Origin of the sequence: Achromobacter arsenitoxydans SY8 (genome assembly GCF_000236785.1) — a bacterium.
Taxonomy (GTDB): Bacteria; Pseudomonadota; Gammaproteobacteria; order Burkholderiales; family Burkholderiaceae_B; genus Achromobacter; species Achromobacter arsenitoxydans.
Map to the genome: position 1 here is coordinate 40,090 of NZ_AGUF01000104.1, position 22,463 is coordinate 62,552.

17 protein-coding genes are annotated in these 22,463 nt (G+C 65.5%); 14 read left to right on the forward strand and 3 right to left on the reverse strand.

The features are described 5' to 3' along the window. Positions 1–6 precede the first annotated feature (6 nt). A complete protein-coding gene (locus tag KYC_RS28185; RefSeq protein WP_008169030.1) occupies positions 7–2,394 on the reverse strand; it encodes a type VI secretion system Vgr family protein in 2,388 nt (795 codons plus the stop codon). Between the two features lie 518 nt (positions 2,395–2,912). Here KYC_RS28185 and tssA point away from each other — a divergent pair. The 10 genes from tssA to tssH are packed head-to-tail and all read left to right on the forward strand — an operon-like array spanning position 2,913 to position 14,311. Further along, positions 2,913–3,950 carry a type VI secretion system protein TssA gene (gene tssA / locus KYC_RS28190; RefSeq protein ID WP_008169032.1) on the forward strand — a complete coding sequence of 346 codons (1,038 nt, stop codon included), beginning with the start codon at positions 2,913–2,915 and terminating at the stop codon, positions 3,948–3,950. A 40-nt stretch (positions 3,951–3,990) separates the two neighbouring features. Beyond that, on the forward strand, positions 3,991–4,530 hold the full coding sequence (gene tssB, locus KYC_RS28195) for a type VI secretion system contractile sheath small subunit (RefSeq protein WP_043519467.1): 540 nt from the start codon (positions 3,991–3,993) through the stop codon (positions 4,528–4,530). A 31-nt stretch (positions 4,531–4,561) separates the two neighbouring features. Beyond that, positions 4,562–6,064 carry a type VI secretion system contractile sheath large subunit gene (gene tssC / locus KYC_RS28200; protein ID WP_008169036.1) on the forward strand — a complete coding sequence of 501 codons (1,503 nt, stop codon included), beginning with the start codon at positions 4,562–4,564 and terminating at the stop codon, positions 6,062–6,064. 49 nt (positions 6,065–6,113) lie between these two features. After that, complete coding sequence (locus KYC_RS28205; RefSeq protein ID WP_008169038.1) at positions 6,114–6,599, forward strand: Hcp family type VI secretion system effector; 486 nt, start codon at positions 6,114–6,116, stop codon at positions 6,597–6,599. A gap of 12 nt (positions 6,600–6,611) precedes the next feature. Continuing rightward, positions 6,612–7,427: a type VI secretion system accessory protein TagJ gene (locus tag KYC_RS28210; protein WP_008169040.1), complete on the forward strand. Its 816-nt coding sequence runs from the start codon at positions 6,612–6,614 to the stop codon at positions 7,425–7,427. Beyond that, a complete protein-coding gene (gene tssE, locus KYC_RS28215; protein ID WP_008169042.1) occupies positions 7,427–7,978 on the forward strand; it encodes a type VI secretion system baseplate subunit TssE in 552 nt (183 codons plus the stop codon). The genes KYC_RS28210 and tssE overlap by 1 nt, the downstream gene beginning before the upstream one ends. Then, a complete protein-coding gene (gene tssF / locus KYC_RS28220) occupies positions 7,978–9,882 on the forward strand; it encodes a type VI secretion system baseplate subunit TssF (protein ID WP_008169044.1) in 1,905 nt (634 codons plus the stop codon). Before tssE ends, tssF begins: the two co-directional genes overlap by 1 nt. A 31-nt stretch (positions 9,883–9,913) precedes the next feature. Then, positions 9,914–10,570, forward strand: coding sequence for a DUF3540 domain-containing protein (locus KYC_RS28225; RefSeq protein ID WP_050814963.1), 657 nt, complete (start codon positions 9,914–9,916; stop codon positions 10,568–10,570). Next, positions 10,545–11,681, forward strand: a complete 1,137-nt coding sequence (gene tssG, locus KYC_RS28230; RefSeq protein WP_081478129.1) for a type VI secretion system baseplate subunit TssG — start codon at positions 10,545–10,547, stop codon at positions 11,679–11,681. Before KYC_RS28225 ends, tssG begins: the two co-directional genes overlap by 26 nt. Positions 11,682–11,695: 14 nt before the next feature. Then, positions 11,696–14,311 carry a type VI secretion system ATPase TssH gene (gene tssH / locus KYC_RS28235; protein ID WP_043519479.1) on the forward strand — a complete coding sequence of 872 codons (2,616 nt, stop codon included), beginning with the start codon at positions 11,696–11,698 and terminating at the stop codon, positions 14,309–14,311. Between the two features lie 4 nt (positions 14,312–14,315). Here tssH and KYC_RS28240 read toward each other — a convergent pair whose 3' ends face one another. Further along, positions 14,316–15,077: an FHA domain-containing protein gene (locus KYC_RS28240; protein WP_008169050.1), complete on the reverse strand. Its 762-nt coding sequence runs from the start codon at positions 15,075–15,077 to the stop codon at positions 14,316–14,318. A gap of 27 nt (positions 15,078–15,104) precedes the next feature. Beyond that, a complete protein-coding gene (locus tag KYC_RS28245) occupies positions 15,105–15,476 on the reverse strand; it encodes a TssQ family T6SS-associated lipoprotein (protein ID WP_043519469.1) in 372 nt (123 codons plus the stop codon). A gap of 118 nt (positions 15,477–15,594) precedes the next feature. Here KYC_RS28245 and tssJ point away from each other — a divergent pair, with 118 nt between their 5' ends. From tssJ to tssM, 4 genes are read left to right on the forward strand one after another with little or no spacing between them, the layout of a single operon-like run. Beyond that, on the forward strand, positions 15,595–16,173 hold the full coding sequence (tssJ, locus tag KYC_RS28250; RefSeq protein WP_238532005.1) for a type VI secretion system lipoprotein TssJ: 579 nt from the start codon (positions 15,595–15,597) through the stop codon (positions 16,171–16,173). A gap of 24 nt (positions 16,174–16,197) precedes the next feature. Beyond that, positions 16,198–17,532 (forward strand): type VI secretion system baseplate subunit TssK, encoded by a 1,335-nt coding sequence (gene tssK, locus KYC_RS28255; RefSeq protein WP_008169053.1) that lies wholly within the window; start codon positions 16,198–16,200, stop codon positions 17,530–17,532. A gap of 14 nt (positions 17,533–17,546) precedes the next feature. Next, positions 17,547–18,833, forward strand: coding sequence for a DotU family type VI secretion system protein (locus KYC_RS28260; RefSeq protein WP_008169054.1), 1,287 nt, complete (start codon positions 17,547–17,549; stop codon positions 18,831–18,833). Then, entirely contained in the window at positions 18,830–22,456 is a 3,627-nt protein-coding gene (gene tssM / locus KYC_RS28265; RefSeq protein ID WP_008169055.1) for a type VI secretion system membrane subunit TssM, read from the forward strand. Before KYC_RS28260 ends, tssM begins: the two co-directional genes overlap by 4 nt. Positions 22,457–22,463: the final 7 nt, after the last annotated feature.

A 22,463-nucleotide genomic window follows, 5' to 3' on the forward strand; every position in this document is an offset into this window, starting at 1 on the left:
GCAGGCTCAGATGATCGTCCAGAGACCCACCATCGAGGCGCCCAAGCCCACTTTCTCGGCCTTGGCGCCATCGAACGCGTAGCTGGAGCCTGTGGTGCGGTAGGACACCAGCTGGCCGATGTTGCTTACCAGGGCATAGTTGGTGAACGACCCGTTCAGCATGACCGTGGTGCGGAACAAGGCCACGCGATGCATGCCGAATTCCGCCTTGGCGACCGCCAGGCCGATGGAGAACGGTGTGGCCTGCAGCCAGCTTTCCTTGGACAGGTCCTTGACGTTGGCCGCATCCATCACGACGTCGGCGGGTGTTTCCAGGGTGATGTTGCCCTTGGCCTTGATCAGCACGGTGGCGTCCTCGGACTCCATGTGCATCTTGTCCTTGGCCTTCAGATCCATCTTGGCGGTTTCCGACTGCACGAGCATGGCGGTCTTGGCCTTCACGTCCATGTTCTCATCGGTGGATCGCACTTCGACCTTGCCTTTGGCCTTCTCGGTCAGCGTGCCGGTCTGGACGTGATGCAGCGAGTCGCCCTCTGTCACATACACTTCCTGGCCGGTCTTCAGCGTCTCCTTGAATAGTCCCTTGACCTCGCGCTCTTCGCCCTTCGCGGCCACGGTGGTCTTCAGGCCGTTGTCGAACTTCTCGTCCATGAGGCCGTCTTTCACGTGCACGGTGCGAGAGGCCTTGACGGTGTATTCCTCGTGCCCCGTGACGTAGACGTCGCGCCGTTCTCCGACCTTCAGGTAATCGGTGCCGGTAATCCGGATGTCGCGATTGCCGCAGATCGTCGTGGTGTCGTTCTCGCCGATATGGGTCGTGCGGTTCAGGTCGGTGGTGTGGGTCTCGTTGGCCTCGACCTCGGTGCAGAGTTCTCGTTCCGCGTGCAGCCAGATGAGTTCACTGCCGGTCTTGTCTTCGAACATCAGCGCATTCGCGGTGGCCGGGGTGCCGCTTTTGGATCGGCTCAGGAAGCCGCTCTGCGTTGCGTTGTCGGGCAGATCCCAAGGCGGCAGGTTGTTGGCGTTGAAGACGCGTCCGATCACGATAGGGCGGTCAGGCTGGCCGCCGATGAAGTCGACGATCACTTCGTCGCGCACGCGCGGCAGCTGGATGCCGCCAAAGCCGCCGCCGGCCCATGGACTGGAAACGCGCACCCAGCATGAACTGTTCTCGTCCTTCTTGCCGTAGCGGTCCCAGTGGAACTGGACCTTGACGCGTCCCATCTTGTCCGTCCAGATTTCCTCTCCCTCTTTGCCCACCACCGTCGCCGTCTGGGGGCCATGCGTGCGCGGAATCGGCGTGATGCGCGGCGCGCGGAACTGCGTGCTGGAGGGCACCACCACGAACTCCAGGTCAAAGCTGCCCGGATCAGCCTGGCCGCTGGCGTAGCCAGATTCGCGGATGCGATAGTAGGTGCTGACGACGAGGTACTCGCGGTTTTCGGCCTGTCGGGGATGATTGCGCAGGGTGAATAGATGGCCGGTGGAAAGCCCGCGCGCGTTGGACGAGCCGGAGCTTTGCTCCTGTCTGCACTGCAGGTCCTCAAGACGCACGCGGGTGTAGTGGTCCGCATCATCGGGATTGGTATAGCCGCCTTGCCATTCGTACATCTCCAGGTCGCCGTGGTCATGTGCGCCGGGATTGTTGCGTCGCGCCTCGAGGCTCGCGGCGGGCGTCAGCGGGTGATAGTCGGTAGTGGCGAACGCGCCTGGCGTGATCTGCTCGGCGACTTCCCATTTAGCGATGTAGTCCTCGCGGGGAATCGTGATGCGATCCGGACCGTAATAGGGAATCTGTTCGTAGTCGGCGACGGGCTCGTGCTGCGTTATGTCATCGGTCAGCACGAGCGTGTGCTTGCCGTTGTCGTGCTTGAACCAGAAGTAGATGCCTTCGTGCTCCATCAGCCGGCAGATGAACGCGTAGTCGGTTTCCTGGTACTGCACGCAGTATTCCCAGCTGCGGTAGGTGTCCACCAGCTTGAACTCTACGGGATAGTTGTAGTCCTTGAGAACCTCGCGGATGACGTCGGGAACGTTCTTGTTCTGGAAGATCTTGTTGTCCGAGGTCTGCGTCAGGTACCAGAGCCAGGGGCGCACCGTGGCGCGGTAGATGGTGTAGCGCGACGTGTTGTTTTCGCGTCCGATGAGCACACAGCGCGTGATGTGTCCGCTCAGGTAGCGGGGCGTGTCGGCGGACGTCTCGATCTCGAGTGTCAGCGGCTTGCCCAGCAGGGATTTCATGTCCAGTGAATAGGTTTCCGACACCAGCTCGACTTCCAGCTCGAATAGCTGAGAGAGGCTTTCGGCGCCGTGCATCGCCCGGAACTTGAGCTGGTCCGGGGGCAGGGGCGTATGCGCCCTGACGACACGTTCGCTTGGCACGTTGCGGTCCATCTCACCGTCTCCTTATGAGAATTCACCTGCTGCTGCTGCGTTTGCTGCTCTGGGTTCCGCACGGCCGCGAAACCGCGCGTGCCGTGATAAAGCAAAGGGATGGCGGCCGCTCAAGGGGCCGCCTGGAAATGGAGCGACGCCGGAAAAAAAGGGGGCGGGCCAGGGGGAAGATTGTCTCTGATCGGGATGCGCGCCGGTCTGCCGCCAGCGTGAGCGCCGATTGTAGGCATCGCGCAAAGCGCCCGAATAGCGGGATCACATGCTTTTGTGCTTTTTACGCTTTAGTAACAATGCCTACGGACTTCACGTAACTGCGTAAGGTCTATGTCAAAACGTCAGAACAGCCGGGCAAGAAGTGTTCAATTGTTTAGTAGCTGTTAGTTGTCTGTAAGAAAAATCTGAAGGTGTGAGTTGTTAGTTTCATAAAGAAAGACGTGCATAGAATTCACCCTTCCGTTGAGCAGCGCGGAGCGTAGTAGCGGTAGCAGGCAGCATCCCCAGCCATTTAAGCAATGACTATGGAATTCGCCGATATCCTAAATACCCTCGATTCACGTCTGCCCTGCGGGGAGGACCTCGAATACGACCCCGACTTCCTGCTGCTTCAGCAGGCCGCGGCCGGACGGGACGAACAGCAGTTCGGCTCCACCATCATCGCCGCGCAGCCGCCCGATTGGCGCGAGGTCGAACGCCTGGCCCGCGCGCTGCTGGAGCGCACCCGGGACCTGCGCGTGCTCGGACTGTTGACCTGCGCCTGGACCGAGATCCGTGGATTGCCGGGGTACAGCGATGGACTTGCGCTGGCGGTCGATGCGCTGGAGCGCTATTGGGAACCCCTGCATCCTCGTCTGGATAGTGTCGGCGAAGATGATCCGATGCCGCGCATGAATGCGCTGGCGGCGTTTGGCGACGTGCAGAGCTGTGCGCGCAGCGTGCGTTCCGCCAGCCTGGTCAACGGCGTGCACGGGCAGCTGTCCCTGCGGGACACGGAGGCGCTGCTCGACGGCAGCCGCCAGGACGCCGAATGCTACCCGGGCGGCCGGCCGCGCGTCGTCGCGCGCCTGAGACAGGCATGGACGCAACGCGAGCCCGATGTGCTGGCGCTGGCCTCGGCCGCAGATGCGCTGCGCCGCATACGGAAACTGGTGACGGACAAGCTGGGCGGCGCATGGACGCCCGATTACGCCGCCGTCCTGCGCACGCTGGACCTGGTGCTGGACGCAGCCCGCGATGTGCCCCCCACCGCTTCAGAACCTTCCGCAATCGCTTCGGCAGATGAGCCGGCTCCCGCGGCAGCCATGCGCGCCCACGATGCCGGCACGCGCTGGCAGGACGCATCCGTCCAGTCGCGCGACGAGGCGGCGGCGCTGCTGGAAAAGGTGTGCGCGTACTTCGAGGCCAACGAACCCGGCCATCCCGCGCCTTACCTCATCCGCCGCGCGCAGCAACTGATACCCATGAGCTTTCACGACATCATCAAAAACCTGGCGCCACAGGGCCTGGAGCAATTCGAGGCCTGGCTGCCGCGGGACGCGGGGAGCCGGCCGGATACGTAGGGCAGGCCAGCCCCGAGAACCCACCAGAGGAGACGACACCATGGCGACCAGCCTGAGAGGAAGCGGCCAGAAGTTCATTGCAAGAAACCGAGCGCCGCGGGTGCAGATCGAGTACGACGTCGAGATTTACGGCGCGGAGCGCAAGATCCAGCTTCCGTTCGTGATGGGCGTGCTGGCGGACCTTGCCGGCAAGTCCGAGACGCCCCAGCCGGACGTGGGCGAGCGCAAGTTCATGGACATCGACATCGACAACTTCGATGAGCGCATGCGGTCGGTCCAGCCGCGTGCCGCATTCCGGGTGCCCAACACGTTGACCGGCGAAGGAGACTTGAACGTGGATATCACGTTCGAGAGCATCGACGATTTTTCGCCGGCGACTGTCGCAAGAAAAGTCGGCGCGCTGAACGAGCTGCTGAGCGCCCGGACCCAGCTTGCGAATCTGCTGACCTACATGGACGGCAAGACCGGCGCCGAGGAACTGATCGGCAACGTGCTCAAGAATCCCGCGCTGATGAACGCGCTGGCGGCCGCGCCCAAGCTCGATGCGCAGCCTGCGTCCGACACCGCCTCCACGGACTAGTTTCCGCTTGAACCGCTTTTCGGAGAATGCCATGACCGCAGTGGCCAAACGCGCTGACGCGCGCGCTGTCGAGACTTTAGGGGCGGACGACCTGTCCGCGCTCCTGAAGAAGGAGTTCAAGCCCAAGACCGAGCAGGCGCGCGAAGCGGTCGAACATGCCGTGCGCACGCTGGCGCATCAGGCGCTTGAAAACAGCGGCGTCGGATTGTCCTCGGACGCCTATCGGACCATCCAGGCAATCATCGCCGAGATCGACCGCAAGCTGTCGGAGCAGATCAATGGCGTCATGCACCACCCCGACTTCCAGCAACTGGAGGGCGCGTGGCGCGGCTTGCACTACCTGGTCACCAACACCGAGACCGACGAGCTTCTGAAGATACGGGTGATGAACCTGTCGAAGTCGGAACTCGGCCGCACGCTGAAGCGCCACAAGGGCGTCGGCTGGGATCAGAGTCCTATCTTCAAGCGCGTGTACGAGGAAGAGTACGGACAGTTCGGCGGAGAACCCATAGGCTGCCTGGTGGGCGACTATCACTTCGATCACAGCCCGCCCGACGTGGAGCTCCTGGGAGAGATTGCGAAGATCTCGTCCGCCGCCCATTGCCCGTTTATCGCGGGTGCGTCCCCCAACGTGATGCAGATGGATTCCTGGCAGGAGCTGGCCAATCCGCGCGACCTGACCAAGATATTCACCAATACTGAATACGCCGCATGGCGCAGCCTGCGCGAATCCGAAGACTCGCGCTATATCGGCCTGGCGATGCCGCGCTTTCTGGCGCGCCTGCCGTACGGCGCGCGCACCAATCCGGTCGACGAGTTCGACTTCGAGGAAGACACCGACGGCGCAAATCACGACCGCTACACCTGGGCCAATTCCGCCTATGCGATGGCGGCCAACGTAAATCGTTCATTCAAGCTGTACGGCTGGTGCACGTCGATCCGAGGCGTCGAGTCGGGGGGGGCGGTCGAGAACCTGCCGTGCCACAGCTTTCCGACGGATGACGGCGGGGTGGACATGAAGTGCCCGACCGAGATCGCGATCAGCGACCGGCGCGAGGCTGAATTGGCCAAGAACGGCTTCATGCCGCTGGTGCATCGCAAAAATTCGGATTTCGCTGCCTTCATCGGCGCCCAGTCGCTGCAGAAGCCGCATGAGTATTACGAAGCGGACGCGTCCGCCAACGCCAAGCTGGCGGCGCGGCTGCCGTATCTGTTCGCCTGCTGCCGCTTCGCTCACTACCTTAAGTGCATCGTGCGCGACAAGATCGGCTCGTTTCGCGAGCGCGACGACATGGAGCGCTGGCTGAATGACTGGATCATGAACTACGTGGACGGGGACCCCGTGAACTCGTCCCAGGAAACCAAGGCGCGCAAGCCGCTGGCGGCGGCCGAGGTGCAGGTGCAGGAGATCGAGGACAACCCGGGCTATTACTCGGCCAAGTTTTTCCTGCGGCCGCACTATCAGCTTGAAGGGCTGACGGTGTCGCTGCGACTGGTGTCCAAGTTGCCATCGCTCAAGCAGAGCGAAGGCTAAGTGTCAGAAAGACGGGCGCATCCGCGCCCGATAACTCCAGGAGACAGATGTGGCTGTGGATATGTTCATGAAAATTGATGGCGCCAACGGCGAGTCGAAGGACGCCAACCACAAGGACTGGACCGATATCGTGTCGTTCTCGTGGGGCGCCACGCAGCCAGGCAATATGGCCAGCGGGGGCGGCCTGGGAGCGGGCAAGGCGAGCTTTAACGACCTGCACGTCGTCGCGCGCATCGACAAGGCGGCCCCTGCGGTGATGAAGCACTGCGCCAGCGGCAAGCATCTGGGCAGGATCGAACTGTCCATGTGCAAGGCGGGCGGAGAGCAGATCGAGTATTCGAAGATCACGCTGGAGGACGTTCTGGTGTCGTCGGTGCAGATATCCGGAGACCGCAGCGCCGAAGGCGTGGTGGTGAACTTCGCGTTTCAGGCCGCCAAGGTCAAGCAGCAGTATTGGGAGCAGACAGAAAAGGGAGGCAAGGGCGCGGAAAGCCTGGTGGCCTGGGATATCAAGCAGAACAAGGAAGTGGGCTAGGGGGGATCACCCATGTCCATCGCCGCGGTTCCCTATGGCGTCATCAGCCTGCATGGCCAGCTGGACGAAGTGCAGTCGCATATCCGCCGCAGTCCCGTCGACGCGGACCTGCGTGCACAGCTGTTCCAGTTGCTCGTCGCGCAGGGAGACTGGACACGCGCCAGCGAGCAGCTCAACCTGTGTGCGCAACTCAGCGAGCAGGCCCGTCCAATGGCCGCGCTTTACGCAAGCGCGATCGCCGCCGAGCGCGAGCGGGAGGCCGTGCTCGCCGGCAGCGGCGATCCGGTCTTGCTGGACGAACCCGAGGATTGGATGCGGGCGCTGATGTCGGCGCTGCATGTCGAGGGCCAATCCGCCGCCAAGGCTGCCGAGCTGCGCGCACAGGCTTTCGACGCGGCCGGCACGCGCGCAGGCCGCGTTGGCGGCGCCATGCAGCCCGCGCCTATGCCGTTCCAGTGGATCTGCGACGGCGATAGCCGGCTGGGTCCGGTGTTCGAGTTCTTCGCGGCGGGCAGGTATGTCTGGCTGCCGTTCTCGGCGCTTCGGCAGGTGCGCCTGCTTGCCCCGGACGGACTGTGCGACGTGGTGTGGGCGCAGGCCGAAGTCGAACTGGAAGGGGGGCGGACGCTTCAAGGTCTGGTCCCGGCGCGCTACCCGCCAATGCCGGGTGAACGCATGGTCGATCTGCCTGATCCGGTCAAGCTGGGGAGGATGTCGGACTGGCGTTTGCTGCATGGCGACACCTACGCAGGGGTGGGCCAGAAGATGTGGCTGACGGATGCGGATGAATTCGCCCTGCTCGATATCCGCAGTCTGGAGATGGCGTAATGGGCCATGCCGACGACGCCCACAACTGGGAGCCGCTGGCGCGCAGCCAGCGCGCCGCCCGCGACCGGCTGCAGCCGTCGCTGTTGGATCGACTGATGGACAACGATCCCGCCAAGCGCGAGGAGCCGCGCGACAGCGCCATGCTGACGCATGAGGAGCTGCGCGCGGCGGTGCTGCGAGATCTGCGCTGGCTGCTCAACACGGTCAACCTGCAGACATCCCAGGACCTGTCCCCTTACCAGCGCGCGGTGGTTTCGACGGTCAACTTCGGCGTGCGCGCCATGGCCGGAAAACGCATGTCCGAGATCGACTGGATCGACGTGGAAGAGTCCATCAGGAATGCGATCTCGGCATTCGAGCCGCGCATCCTCGATTCCTCGGTCGAGGTGCGCTGCGTAACCGACACAGGTTCACTGGAACATCACAACGTGCTGAGCCTGGAGATCAGGGGCATGCTGTGGTGCGTGCCGCATCCTCTCGAGTTCCTGTTTCGCACGGACATCGACCTGGAGAACGGACATATGGACCTGCATGACCTGGGCGGAATCTGATGGACGCCCGGCTGCTGGACTACTACAACCGCGAGTTGGTGTATCTGCGCGAGCTGGGCGCGGAATTTGCGCAGGCCCATCCCAAGGTTGCCGGGCGCCTGGGCATGAACGCCACCGAGGTGGCGGACCCCTATGTCGAGCGTTTGCTTGAGGGGTTCAGCTTCCTCACCGCGCGCATACAGATGAAGATGGATGCGGAGTTCCCGCGCTTTTCCCAGCGCCTGCTGGAAGTGGTGTATCCGAACTATCTCGCGCCCACGCCCGCGATGGCCATCGTGCAGTTTTCCCCCAGCATGAACGAGGGCACTCTGGCCAAGGGTTTCGAATTGCCGCGCGGCACGCTGCTGCGCGGCCGCGTGCCACGCGGAGAGCAGACGCCGTGCGAGTTCACGACAGGTCATGCTGTTCGGCTGTGGCCCCTGCAGGTGACGCAGGCGGAATTCACCGCTGCTCCGCAGGACTTGCCGCTGGCGCGATTGGGGCTCGGGGGACGCGCCGCGCGTGTACTGAGCGCGTTGCGCATACGGCTGCAGGTGGGCGGCGGTCAGCGGCTGGAAGATCTGAATCTCGATCAGCTGGTTTTTCACCTGAGCGGCCAGGACCTGCAGATGCAGCGCCTGCTGGAAGTGATTATGGGGCACACGGTGGCGGTGCTGGGACACGACGCGGCGCGTCCTGTCGGGTGGATCAGCCGCTTGCCGGCCAGTGCGATCCGCCATGAGGGTTTCGCGGACGATCAGGCGCTCTTGCCGGGCGATGCGCGGGTGTTCCAAGGGTATCGGCTGCTGCAGGAGTACTTTGCGTTTGCGCAGCGTTACCTGTTCTTCAGCATCAACGGACTGAAGACGGGATTGCGCAGCCGCACCCAAGCGTCGGGGCCGCAAGGCGACACGCGCGAGTTCGAGTTGACCCTGCTGTTCTCGGCGGCGGCGCCGGAACTGGAGGGGGCGATTGAGGCGAGCAACCTCGCCCTGCATTGTGCGCCGGTGATCAATCTTTTCCCCAAGCTGGCCGACCGTGTTGCGGTGACGCCGCGGACATCGGAGTATCACGTGGTGGTGGACCGCAGCCGTCCGCTGGACTACGAGGTGTTCGGAGTGACCCGCGTGACCGGTCACGCAAGCGCGCAGCGGCAGGAGCAGGAGTTTCGCCCTTTCTACGGATCGCTGGGCAGCGATCCGGATGACTACGGCGCGTATTTCTCGGTGCGCCGCGAGCCGCGCCTGATTTCCGATACGGCGCAGCGAAACGGCACGCGGACGGGCTATACGGGCAGCGAGGTCTTTGTGTCGCTGGTGGACAGGCAGGAGGCGCCATTTTCCGGCCAGTTGCGCCACCTGACGCTGGAAACGTTGTGCTCGAACCGGGACATGGCGATGCTGCTGCCCCTGGGAACCGAGACGGATATGACGTTGCGCGTGTCGGCGCCGGTGCGTGCGGTAAAGGTCCTGCATGGACCCACGCGCCCCAGTCCCGCATTGGCCGAGAACGCCGCGACCTGGCATTTGATCAGCCACCTCGGGCTGAACTATCTGAGCCTGACGGATCTGGATGCAGAGGAGGGCGCGCAGACGCTGCGCGAGATGCTGCACGTGTACGGCAGTCTTGCGGATCCCGCGTTGCGCAAGCATATCTCCGGATTGCGGCACGTCAGCGCCGTGCCCGTGCACCACCGCCTTCCGGTTCCGGGCCCCATTGTGCATGGCCGTGGCGTGCGCATCTCGCTGCAAGTGGACGAGGCGGCATTCTCGGGCATCAGCCCTTATCTGTTTGGCGCAGTGCTTGAGCAGTTCTTTGCGCGCCACGTATCCATAAACATGATGTCGGAGCTGGTCCTGTCGACCCTGCAGCGCGGCGAAGTCGCCCGCTACAAGCCCCGCATGGGGCGCCGGCCCGCAGTCTAGCCCGCATCCCGCCACGACCAGGAGATTGACCATGACGTCCGCCGCAAGCTTGAGCCGAATGAGCTACGACCCGGTGCACCTGCTGGGCGAGGTGCTGCGCCGCGAACCCGACGGAGGGTATGCCGTGGCGTGCGATGGCCGGACGTGGTCCGCGCGTCCGGCTGCCAGCTGCCTGCTCGTTCCCCAGCCGGGCGACGAGGTGCTGATCAGCGGACCGGATCCGTCGCGGGTGTATCTGATCGCGGTCACCGTGCAGGCGGATCCCGGCCGCGCGACGCTGGAGACGCGAGGGGAGCTGGTCCTGCGCTCGCACGGCGCAAGCGTGCTGTTGCAGGGCGCGGACGAGGTCAGGTTGCAGGGAGGCGGCGCCGTGCGCGTGGAAGCGCCCGAGTACACGGTCGAGGCGCAAGACGAGCGCCATGTCTGCAAGCGCGTGCACGTGGTTGCGGAAAGCCTGCACGCCACCGTGGGAGAAACGAGGCTGACCGGCAGGACCTACGAAGCGGCGCTGGACAGGTTGACGGTCATGGCGCGCTTGTCGATGCGCAGCGTCGCCGAGGTGGAGCAGGTGCGCGCCGGGACCATCGACTACCAGGCCGGTCAGAGCGCACGCCTGCACGCGTCCTACACGCTGGTGACAGGTTCCGACCTGGTGAAGGTGGATGCCAAGCAGATCCACGTGGGGTGACGCGGTGGACGCCGTCGAACCCGTTGCCGATCCGCAAGTTCGGAATGCCGCAGAGTCTTCCGACGCGTATGCGCGCTGGTGGCGGGCGTTGGAGCGCGAACCTTACGGGCACGACCTGTTTCATGCCCTGCGCTGGATGGACGCGCACTCGGGCGCGCGCAAGCCGCTGGGGCGCGATACCGTGGCGCGGCATGAGCCCGTGCGGCTGCGGCAGGAGCCGTCGCTGGCGTTCGCGCCGTCCACCGTGGCGCGCGCCCAGGCAGCGCGCGGCGGCCGACCGGCCCAGCTGTCGATTTACGGCTTCGGGCTGTTCGGTCCCAATGGTCCGTTGCCGCTGCACCTGACCGAGTTCGCCCATGAACGCATGGCGCACTATGGCGACCGCACCCTTGCGGCGTTCGCGGACATTTTTCACCATCGGCTGATTCTGCTGTTCTATCGGGCGTGGGCCGACGCGCAGAGCACGGTCAGCCTGGATCGCAAGGAAGCGTCCTTCAGCCGATACATCGCCAGCCTGCTGCACATGGGCGAGCCGTCGATGCGTCGTCGCGATGCCGTGCTCGACCACGCGAAGTACTACATGGCTGGCCATTTGGTGCGCCAGACGCGCAACCCGGAAGGCCTCAAGCACATCCTGCAATCGTTCTTTGGATTGCCCGTGAACATTTGCGAATTCGTGCCGCAGTGGATCCGCCTGGATCCGGACCAGCGGCTGGGTCTGGGCAATGCGGCCGGGCTGGGACGCGACACGGTGCTGGGTGTTGCGGTGCGCGACGCGCAGCACAAGTTCCGCATCGAGATCGGCCCGTTGACGCAGGAGGACTATGCCAGCTTCCTGCCCGGGGGCACGAGAGCTCGCCAATTGACGCATTGGGTCCGGCAATACATCGGCGTGGAGCTGGCGTGGGAATTGCGGCCGGTCTTGAGCGCGGAACACGCTTGCGGATTGAAGCTGGGCGCATCCAGCCCGCTGGGCCTGTCGGCATGGCTTGGGCAGCGCAGACCGTCGCAAGGCGATGCGCGCGATCTGCTGCTGGACTATGAACGCCGGGAACGAACTCCGGCGCGTGGCCGCGTGCCGGCCCAACCCTCTGGAACTTCACACGCGTGAACGCGCCCAAAGCCATGTCGGATATCGGCCGCCTCGACCTCTTCGGAAAGCTCAACCCGCTGCTTTACCAGACGCTGGAAGGCGCCACGGCCTTCTGCAAGCTGCGGGGCAATCCCTATGTGGAGCTGGTCCATTGGCTGCATCAGATCCTGCAGGCGCAGGACAGCGACCTGCACCGCATCGCGCGCCGCTTCGAGATGGACTTTTCCCGGCTGCAGGCGGAACTGGTCGCCGAACTTGATCGCCTGCCGGCCGGCGCGGGGTCGGTATCCGATCTGTCCGAACATATCGACCATGCGGTTGAACGGGCTTGGGTTCTGGGGTCGCTGCGCTACGGCGCGGCCCGCATCCGCAGCGGCCATCTGCTGGCGGGCCTCGTCCGCACCTACGCCTTGCGTCATGTGCTGCTGGGCATGTCTGCGCAGTTTTCGCGTATCGCGCCGGACACGCTGCTCGAACATATGGGCGACATTTTGCGGGGGTCGCCCGAGGAGCCGGCCTCGACGGGCCTGTCGGACGACGGAGCGCCGGCAACGGCGCAGGATCGGGGCGGCGCGCTAGCCAGGTTCGCGGTAGACCTGACGGCCAAGGCGCGCGAGGGGGGGATCGATCCAGTTTCCGGCCGGGACGAAGAGATTCGCCAGCTTGTCGACGTGCTGATGCGGCGCAGGCAGAACAATCCGCTGCTTGCGGGGGAAGCCGGTGTCGGCAAGACCGCCGTGGTGGAAGGCTTGGCGCTGCGCCTGGCGTCGGGCGACGTGCCGCCGCCCTTGCGCGAGGTGTCGCTCTACCTGCTGGACATCGGCCTGCTGCAGGCGGGCGCGGGAATGAAAGGGGAGTTCGAGCAGCGGCTGCGCGGCGTGATCGACGAGGTGCAGTCCAGCGAACGTCCCATCGTGCTGTTCATCGACGAGATTCACACGCTGGTGGGGGCCGGCGGCGAGGCGGGAACGGGCGATGCGGCCAACCTGCTCAAGCCCGCGCTGGCGCGCGGCCAGTTGCGCACGATAGGCGCGACCACGTGGTCCGAATACAAGAAATACATTGAGAAGGATCCGGCGCTGAGCCGCCGCTTCCAGCTGGTGCAGGTCCACGAACCGGACGAGGCGCGCGCGTTCGACATGTTGCGCGGCCTGGCGGACACCTTGCAGTCGCATCACGGCGTGGTGCTGCTGGACGAGGCCATCAACGCCGCGGTGACCCTGTCGCACCGCTATATTCCTGCCCGCCAGTTGCCCGACAAGGCGGTGGCGTTGCTGGACACCGCCTGCGCCCGCGTCGCGATCAGTCAGCATGCCGTGCCACCGGCCCTGGAGGATGCGCGCCGGCGCATTCAGGCACTCGAAATCACGCAGCGCATTGCCGGGCGCGAGCTCCGCCTGGGAGCGGGCGATGCTCAGCGTGTCGAGCGTCTGGCCATGGAGCGCGCCGAGGCCATTGAGGCAGAGCAGGCGCTGGCGGCGCAGTGGGAAGGCGAGCGGGAGCTTGCCGCGCGGGTCTTCGCGTTGCGTGCGGCGCTTGACCAGCAGGCGGGGCCAGATCAGGAGGAGACGCGGCAATCGCTTGCGCAGGCGGGAGCCGCGTTGGCGCGGAGCCAGTGCGAGACGGCGATGATCCATGCGTCCGTCGACGCCGCGGCTGTGGCCTCGGTCGTGGCGGACTGGACCGGCATTCCCGTGGGGCGCATGGTTCGCGACGAAGCGCAGGCCGTCCTTGCCCTTGCGGATACCCTTGAGAAGCGGGTTATCGGCCAGCGCGCGGGCCTGGAGACGGTAGCGCGCCGCATCCAGACATCGCGGGCCCGACTGACGGATCCGGGCAAGCCGGTGGGCGTGTTTCTGCTGTGCGGACCCAGCGGCGTCGGCAAAACCGAGACCGCGCTGGCGCTGGCGGAAGCGCTGTACGGCGGTGAGCAGAACCTGATCGCCATCAACATGAGCGAGTTCCAGGAGGCGCACACGGTGTCCACGCTCAAGGGCGCGCCGCCGGGCTATGTGGGCTATGGCGAGGGCGGCGTGCTGACCGAAGCGGTGCGCCGGCGCCCCTACAGCGTGGTTCTGCTGGACGAGGTCGAAAAGGCCCATGCAGACGTGCACGAGATGTTCTTCCAGGTCTTCGACAAAGGCTGGATGGAGGACGGCGAGGGCCGCTACATAGATTTTCGCAACACCGTCGTCATCCTGACGTCCAACGTGGGCGCGGAACGTGTTGCCGCCTTGTGCCGGGACCCCGAGCTGATGCCGGACGCGCAGGGGCTGGCGGAGGCGCTGCGGGAACCGCTGCTGCAGGCCTTCCCTGCCGCGTTGCTGGGCAGGCTCGTCGCAGTGCCCTATGTTCCGCTATCCGATGCGATGCTGGCGCGCATCGTCGACCTGCAGTTCGAGCGGGTGCGCCGCCGGTTGCTGGAACACCATGGCATCGCGCTGGAGGTATCGCGCGAGGCGGTGGCGCTTGTAGCGGCTCGATGCACCGAGGTCGAATCGGGGGCGCGCATGGTCGACGCCATTCTTGCCAATACGGTGCTGCCGCACATCAGCCGCGAGGTGTTGGGCGCGTCGATGCAAGAGCGCCGGCTGCAGCGCGTGGCGTTGTCCGCGGCCGACGGGGAGTTTCGTTATGAATATGCGTGAACGGCTATCCGCCTTGGCCGCCGGTCGGCTTTTTCACGGAAGCCGGCCGCAGGAAGCCGCCGATTTCGCGCACGTGGTCGGAGGCGCTGTGGGTGTCCGCCGCGTCGCGGGGGCGTTCCAGAGCCTCGGATACGGGATGCGCCCGATGCCCGGCCAGCGGGTCGTGCACGGGCAGGGTGGAAGGCGTGGTGTCCTCGAAAACGCTGGGTGGCCCATCGCTGGACACGTCGAACATCGCAAGCGGATCCACGGCCGGGCGGGACACCGCGGCGTCGCCTCGCGGCAGATGCTGCAAGGGATCGTCGGGGTTGCGCGTCTGTGCGGATTCCAGGTCGAAGGGATGGACGGACACATCGGGCGCCGCGCCGACCGGCAGGGTGCCGGGTCCGATCAGGTCGCCGAAGATGTCGTCGTCGGGTGCGGCGGCCGGATGCGGCGGCTCGGCCGGTCCGATGCCTGCTTCCGCACGCAGCCGGTACGCGCCGATTTCCAGTTCGTCGCCGGGATTGATAGGCACTTCCTGGCCGGAAGGCACGACACGCCCGTTGACGCTGACGACGCTCATGGCGCTCAGGTTCTCCAGAAATGCGGCATCCGCGTCATTGAGGCGGATCGCCGCCTGCACGCGGCAGATCGTGCGGGTGGGGTCGGGCAAGGCGAGCTGGTTGTCAGGACTGCGGCCGACGGTGCCGCCGGGCGCCGCGAACTCGGCATGCAGGGGCTCGAATGCCGGATCGCCGGCGTGCTGGAACACGGTGAATTTCATGACTGTCTCCCTGGCGCCCGGCGCGCCTTATCTGGTCTGGGCCGCCTTGGCCGACTCGAATGCCGGGCCCCACTGGGGATGGCCGGACTCGTTGGGGGCAAGTTGGAACGACGGCTGCAGGGCCAGGATCTGCGTGAAGCTGTCTTCGCAGAGCTGGCGATAGCCGGTGACGCAATAGCTGAAGGCTTGAAGCTTCAAGGCTTCCACCCGCATGGGCCTGGGTGCGGAACTCAGGGCGTCGGATGTTGCCACCGTGCGCACCACGTCGCCGAATCGGCTGGCCGCGTACTCGTCCCGGACCTGCTGCAAGGCGTCGGTGGCTTGGGGCGACGGCGTGGATGCACAGGCGGCGAGCATGGCAAGGAGCGACATCAGGCTGATACGGACGGACGATTTCATGGGGCGGGTCTGCCGGTTGCGGAGCGCGAGGCGCGAGTCTGCAACCGATGATAGCGGGCCAGCGCCGCAGTGTTGCGTCGTGGCGTAACAGACGTGTGTACTTTATTTCCGGAGTCTTATGAACGCGCTACTTCAACGATCGGATTTGAGAAGAAGCCCTGCAGGCAGGCTCATGCGGCAAGGCGCGCGGGTCGCCGCGGGCGTGGCGGCCGGGGCGTTGCTTGCAGGATGCTCGTCGACGGCAAAGGTGGTGCCTGCGCCCTATGCGATTGAACTGCGCGCGGATCCCAAGGTGAATTTGAATGCCAGCGGCCGGCCCTCTCCCGTGCAGGTGACCGTCTACGAACTGAAGTCCGCAAGGGCCTTCGAATCCAGCGACTTCTTCACTTTGCAGGCCGATGCGCGCGCGGCGCTGGGCGCGGAACTGCTCAACACAGAGCAGGTGATCCTGAAACCGGGCGAGACGAAGGTGCTCAGATACGCCGGGAATCCCGAGGCGCGCGTGGTGGGCGTGGTAGCCGCTTATCGGGATCTGGAGCAGAGCAAGTGGCGCCTGCTGGTGTCTCTGCCCGAGCCCCAGAACACCAACATCTACAAGGTCTGGCAGCTTTCGCCGAACGAGGAAACGGTGAAAGTCGCGGTCGCGCGCAGCGGCTTGCAGGAAGTGGATCGCAGCCGGTCGTGGTGGCCATTCTAGAAACAGGAAAAGAGAACCGTGACGATGGTGAGCAAGGACAAGGTGGTCTGGTCGGAGGGCATGTTCCTGCGGCCCCAGCATTTCCAGCAGTTCGAGCGTCATCTGCTGCATGCCGCGCAGCAGCGCGCGGCCGCGGGGCAGGGATTCTTTTGGGGATTCAGCCATCTGTCGCTGGACCGCGACGCGCTGGCGGTCGGCAAGCTGGTGCTGACGCAGGCGCGCGGGGTGATGCCCGACGGCACGCCGTTCGATTTCTCCGAGCCGGACGCCGCGCCCGCGGCGTTCGAGGTGCCCGCGCAGATGCGCGATGCACGCGTCGTGCTGGCGGTGCCGCGCTTGCGCCCCGGCGCTACGGACGTCGTCTATGAGGGCGAGGAAGACTCGCTGGCGCGCTATCTGGTGCACGAAGCCGAATTGGAAGACACCGGCTCCGTGGGGCTGGAACCCGCGCTGCTGCAATTGGGGCGGCTGCGGCTTCGCCTGATGAAGGAAGACGACCTTACCGATGACTGGCTGGGCCTGGGAGTGGCGCGCGTGGCCGAGCGCCGGTCGGACAACCGGGTGGTGCTGGACGAGGGCTATGTGGCGCCCTGGCTGGCGGCGGGAGAACACCCTGTCCTGCGCGGACTCGCGCACGAGTTGTACGGCATGCTCGATGCCCGCGGCCAGGCCCTCTCCCAACGCCTGTCGCAGCCCGGCCGGGGGGGCGTCTCCGAAGTTTCCGATTTCATGCTGCTGGAGACGGTCAATCGTTACGTGGGCGCCCTGTGGCACGCGCGCCAGTGTCCGGCGCTGCATCCTGAACGGCTGTTCCACGACTGGCTCATGCTGGCCTGCGATCTGGCCACATTCACGTCCGCCACGCGGCGGCCGGACGTGCTGCCCGCGTATGAGCACGATGATCTGCAGGCCAGCTTTGCGCCCTTGATGGAAGAGCTGCGCCGTTCGCTGTCCGCAGTGCTGGAGCAGCGCGCCTTGCAGATTGCGTTGCAGGACAGGGGCCAAGGCGTCCGGGTGGCGCAGATCCAGGACGCGGACCTGTTGCGCACGGCCGGCTTCGTGCTTGCTGTCCAGGCGGATCTGCCCACGGATACGGTGCGGACGCGCTTTCCCGCGCAGGTCAAGATCGGCCCGGTCGAACGCATCCGCGACCTGGTGCATTTGCAGCTTCCGGGCGTGGCGGTGCGTCCGCTGCCGGTGGCGCCGCGTCAGATCCCATACAGCGCGGGACACGTTTATTTCGAGTTGGACAAAGACGGCGAGTTCTGGAAGCAGCTCGAGCGCACGGGCGCGCTGGCGCTGCACCTGGCCGGTGATTTCCCAGGGCTGACGATGGAGTTCTGGGCATTGCGCGATTGAGCGCGGAGACGGATATGCATGCATCGGACCACACCTTGAGCGCGCCGCCCGGGAGCCTGGGCGACGGCTCCGCTCAGGCTTCCGGCCGGCTGCGGCCACATGACTACGTCATCAGCGGCACGAATCCGCTGGTGGCGGCCGCCAATCCGCTGTTGGACCTGATTCCGCAGATACGCGCGACCGCCGCGCATCCGTCGCCAGCCATGCTGCGCGAGCATCTGCTGGATGAGGTCCGGCAGTTCGAGTTGCGGGCCCAGCAGGCGGGCATCGCCAACGAGACGATCCTCGGCGCGCGCTATTGCCTGTGCACCGCCCTGGACGAGGCCGCGGCGCTTACGCCTTGGGGCGGCAACGGGGTATGGTCGGCGCACAGCCTGCTGGTCACCTTCCACAATGAAACCTGGGGCGGAGAGAAATTCTTCCAGCTGCTTGCCAAGCTGTCGCAGAATCCCGCGCAGCATCTGGACCTGTTGGAGCTGCTCTACTACTGCCTGTTGCTGGGTTTCGAAGGGCGCTATCGCGTCATCGACAACGGTCGTTCGCAGCTTGAGACGCTGCGGCAGCGGCTGCTTCGCATCCTGCGCGGGGCGCGCGGCGAGTACGCCCTGGCGCTGTCCCCGCATTGGCGAGACGAACCCGCGCAGACCCCGCTGCGCCGCCTGCCTGTGCCGCTGTGGGTATTCGGCGCGTTGGCGGCGGTCCTGGCGCTGATTCTGTATTGGGCGCTGGGCTGGCGGCTGGGCAGCCAATCCGATGGGGTGTTCGCGTCCATCAGCCAGCTCAAGCCGCCTGCCGTGCAGATTGCGCCAGCACCCGCTCCCCGTCCCGCGCCCGCGCCACGCCTGGCGCAGTTCCTGGCGCCCGAGATCCGCGACCAGCTTGTGGCCGTGCGCGACGAAGTGGACCGCAGCGTAGTGGTGTTGCGGGGCGACGGTGTATTCGAATCCGGCGCAAGCTCGGTGCGCGACCAGTATCTGCCGGTGCTGTCGCGCGTGGCGGACGCCTTGCGCGAGACGCGCGGCAGCATCCTGGTGCGCGGCTATTCCGACAATACGCCAATCCGCAGCGCGCGCTTTCCATCGAATTGGCATCTTTCTCAGGCGCGCGCCGACGCCGTCAAGGAGATGCTGGAGCAGCGCCTGGGCCAGAAGGCGCGGGTCCGGGCGGAAGGGCGCGGAGACGCGGACCCTGTCGCGCCCAACGATACGGCGGCGGGCCGCGCAATGAACCGGCGGGTGGAGATCACGGTGCTGGTGCCGCCGACGCCGCATGAGGACGGGGCAAAGGGAGGCCAGGAATGATCTACAGGGTGTTCGGATGGTTCTTCAGCCGGCGCGTCTGGAATTTCCTGGGGCTGGTTGCCTTGGCGCTGCTGATCTGGATTGCGGGGCCGCTCATCGCGGTGGGCGCGGTGCGTCCACTGGAAAGCGAGGCAGTGCGCATCATCGTGATCGTGGCGATTTTCTCGGTCTGGCTGTTGCGCATCTTATGGCGAAAGTGGCGGGAAGGGCGGTTGAACACCCAACTGCTGGGGCAGTTGCGGCCCCGTCCGCGGGCCGAGAAGGCGGCGCCAGAAGGCCCCGGAAGCGACGAGATCCGTCAGCTCGAAGCGCGTTTCGACGAAGCGGTCGAACTCCTGCGCAAGACGCGATTCGAGAATCGCGGCAGACGCAGAGCGCTGGACCGCTTTTCCAAGCAGTACCTGTATCAGCTTCCCTGGTACGTCATCATCGGCGCGCCAGGGGCGGGCAAGACCACCGCGCTGGTGAATTCTGGCCTGAACTTTCCCTTGGCCGAGCGGTACGGGAAGGTGGCGTTGCGAGGCGTCGGCGGGACCCGCAATTGCGACTGGTGGTTCACCGACGACGCGGTGCTGCTGGATACGGCGGGGCGCTACACCACGCACGAAAGCGATCCGACTGGCGATGAGGAGGAGTGGCGGGGCTTTCTTGGCCTGTTGACCAAGTACCGCGGCCGGCAGCCGATAAACGGCGCGATGCTGACGGTCAGCGTCGAGGACCTGCTGTCCGCGTCGGACGCCGAGCGGGCGCGTCACGCGGCAGTCCTGCGGCGGCGCCTGCAGGAACTGCGCGAGCAGCTGGGCATTGCGTTTCCGGTGTATGTGCTGGTGACCAAGACCGACCTTTTGTCCGGTTTCGAAGAGTACTTTGCGTCGTTCAGCCGGGACGAGCTGGCGCAGGTCTGGGGTTTCACGCTGCCTTACGCGCGGACGCAGGAGCCCGGGTTCGACCTGTTCGAGGCCTTTCATGCCGAATACGCCTTGCTGCAGCGCCGGCTGGACGACGCCTTGCCGGAAGTGGTGGCGGCCGAAGATGATCCATCGCGGCGCGCGCTGGCCTATATGCTGCCGCAGCAGTTCGCGGGATTGCAGGCCATCCTGGGCCATTTCCTGAGCGATGTCTTCGCCACGTCGAAGTTCGAGGCGCGCGTCATCCCGCGCGGCGTGTACTTCACGAGCGGCACCCAGGGCGGCGAGACCTTCGACCAGGTCACGGGGCATCTCAAGCGCTACCTGCGCATAGATGGCGCGGCTGCGCCCGCGTCCAGCGCGCCGGGCGAGGGGGAGGGGCGCAGCTATTTTCTGAAGAATCTGCTGCGGGACGTCATCTTCCGCGAAGCGAGCCTGGCGGGGCGCAATCTGCGCTGGGAACGGCGTTATCGGCAACTGCACTGGGCGGGATACGGCCTGGTCACGGCGCTGTTCGTCGCGCTGATCGCGGGATGGGTCGTGAGCTACGGCAACAACTCGGCTTATGTGGACGAGGTTGCACGACGCGTGCCCGCCGTGGAGAAACTGACGCGCGACATCAAGATAACGCGCAACGGCGACCTGCTGGGCTTGATGCCGTTCCTGGACAGCCTCTGGTACTTGCCGCGGCACGAGGACTTCGAGATCGACGCGCCGCCGCTTGGATACCGCTTTGGCCTGTACCAGGGCAGGAAGCTGCAGGCGGCGGCGCAGGGCGTATACGGCAATACGCTGGACCAGGTATTGCTGCCGCAGGTGGCCCGGCGCGTCGAAGCCGCCCTGCGGGACGCGTCCGCCAGCGATCTGGAGTATTCCTACGAAGCGCTGCGGGCCTATCTGATGCTGTACGACGCCGAGCGCTACGACGCGGACTTCATGCATGCATGGCTGCTTTCGGATATGCAGTCGACATTGCCGGAAGGCTATACGCGCCGCCAGTACGAGCAGCTGTCGCTGCACCTTCGCAACCTGACGCAGGGCCGCGTGCTGGCGTCGCCGTTTCCCAAGGACGATGCGTTGGTGGCGCAGGCGCGCGAGAAGCTGGCGCGCTACACGCTGGCGCAGCGCGCCTACAGCCGGCTGCGCCGCACGCTGGCCAACGCCGATGCGGCCCCCCCAAACACAGTGGTGACGCTTGGCGGTCCGCAGGCCAGTTCGGTGTTCGTGCGCAAGAGCGGCAAACCGCTGAGCCAGGGAATTCCCGCGCTCTATAGCTACCGCGGCTATTGGGATGTTTTCAACAGGCGCATCACAAGCGTGGCGGAGCTGCTGCGGTCGGATGACGCCTGGATCCTGGACATCCCCCCGCCCGGCGTGCTGGACCAGGCTGCGCAGCGCCAATTGGTGGCCGGCATCAAGCGTCTGTACATGAACGATTATGTGGCGCAGTGGGACGGGTACCTGAATGATCTGCAGCTGGCTCCCAGCAAATCCTTGCTGCAGAACATCCAGATGGCGCGCACCTTGTCCGCGCCGGAATCTCCCTTGGTGCAACTGGTCCGGGGCGTCGCGCGCGAGACCGCCTTGCTGCGCGATTCGCGCGGCGAGGACCGTTCTCTGGTGGATCAGGCGCGAGACCGTGTAAGCAGCACGCGCGAGGCGCTTGAGCAGATGTTCGGCCCGACGGGACCCGGCGCCGCCACGCGCGGCGACGTGTCTGACGAAAAACTGGAAAGCATCGTGGACCAGCACTTCGAATCCTATCGGCGGCTGGCGCAGGGCGAAGGCGGGCAGGCAGGCGCCACGGCGCCCATCGCCGCCACAACCGGCCTCATCAATGAGCTCTACACCTACCTGACCGCCGCCGACGCGGCGCTGCGCAGCGGAAGCCCGGCTCCAAGTTCCGATTCGGTCACCAAGCTGCGCGCCGAGGCCGGGCGCCTGCCCGGACCTTTGCGCGATGTGGTCAATGCCTTGTCCGTGAACGCGTCGGGCGAAGTGTCGGATGTGGCGCGGGCGCGCATGGGCGAGACGGTGTCCGCCACGATCGGCGTGTTTTGCAGCCAGTCGGTTGCGGGGCGCTATCCGTTTTCCAGCCGGTCGACGCGCGACGTCGCGCCCAACGACATGGCGCGGCTGTTCGCGCCCAATGGACTGATGGACGATTTCTTCCAGAAAAACCTGGCGACGCAGATTGATGTGTCGGGGCAACGCTGGCGCTTCAAGCCCGGTGTCGACGGGCGGTCGGGGGCCAACTCGGCCACGCTGGACGCATTTCAGCGCGCGGGTGTGATCCGCGACGTGTATTTCATGGCGGGCAATCCCATGCCGTCATACCGCGTGGCGATACGGCCCGTGGAGATGGACGCCGGCATTACGCAGTTCCTGATGGACGTCGACGGCCAGCCTGTGCGCTACGCGCATGGGCCGCAGGTGGCGACCTCGGTGCAATGGCCCGGACCGCGCGGCAGCAATCAGGTGCGCATCGAACTCACGCCGCAGGAAGGCGCGGCGGGCATGACGACGTCGGGCCCCTGGGCGTTGAACCGCATGCTGGACCGGGCGCAACTGCGGCGCGGCGCCTCGCCGGAAATCACGCTCGCCACCTTTGACCTGGGCGGGCGCAAGGTCGTGCTGGAGATCACGGCCAGCAGCGTGAAAAGTCCTTTTCATCTAGCCGAGATGCAGGGTTTTGCCTGCCCCGGCGCGTCGTGACCGGGAT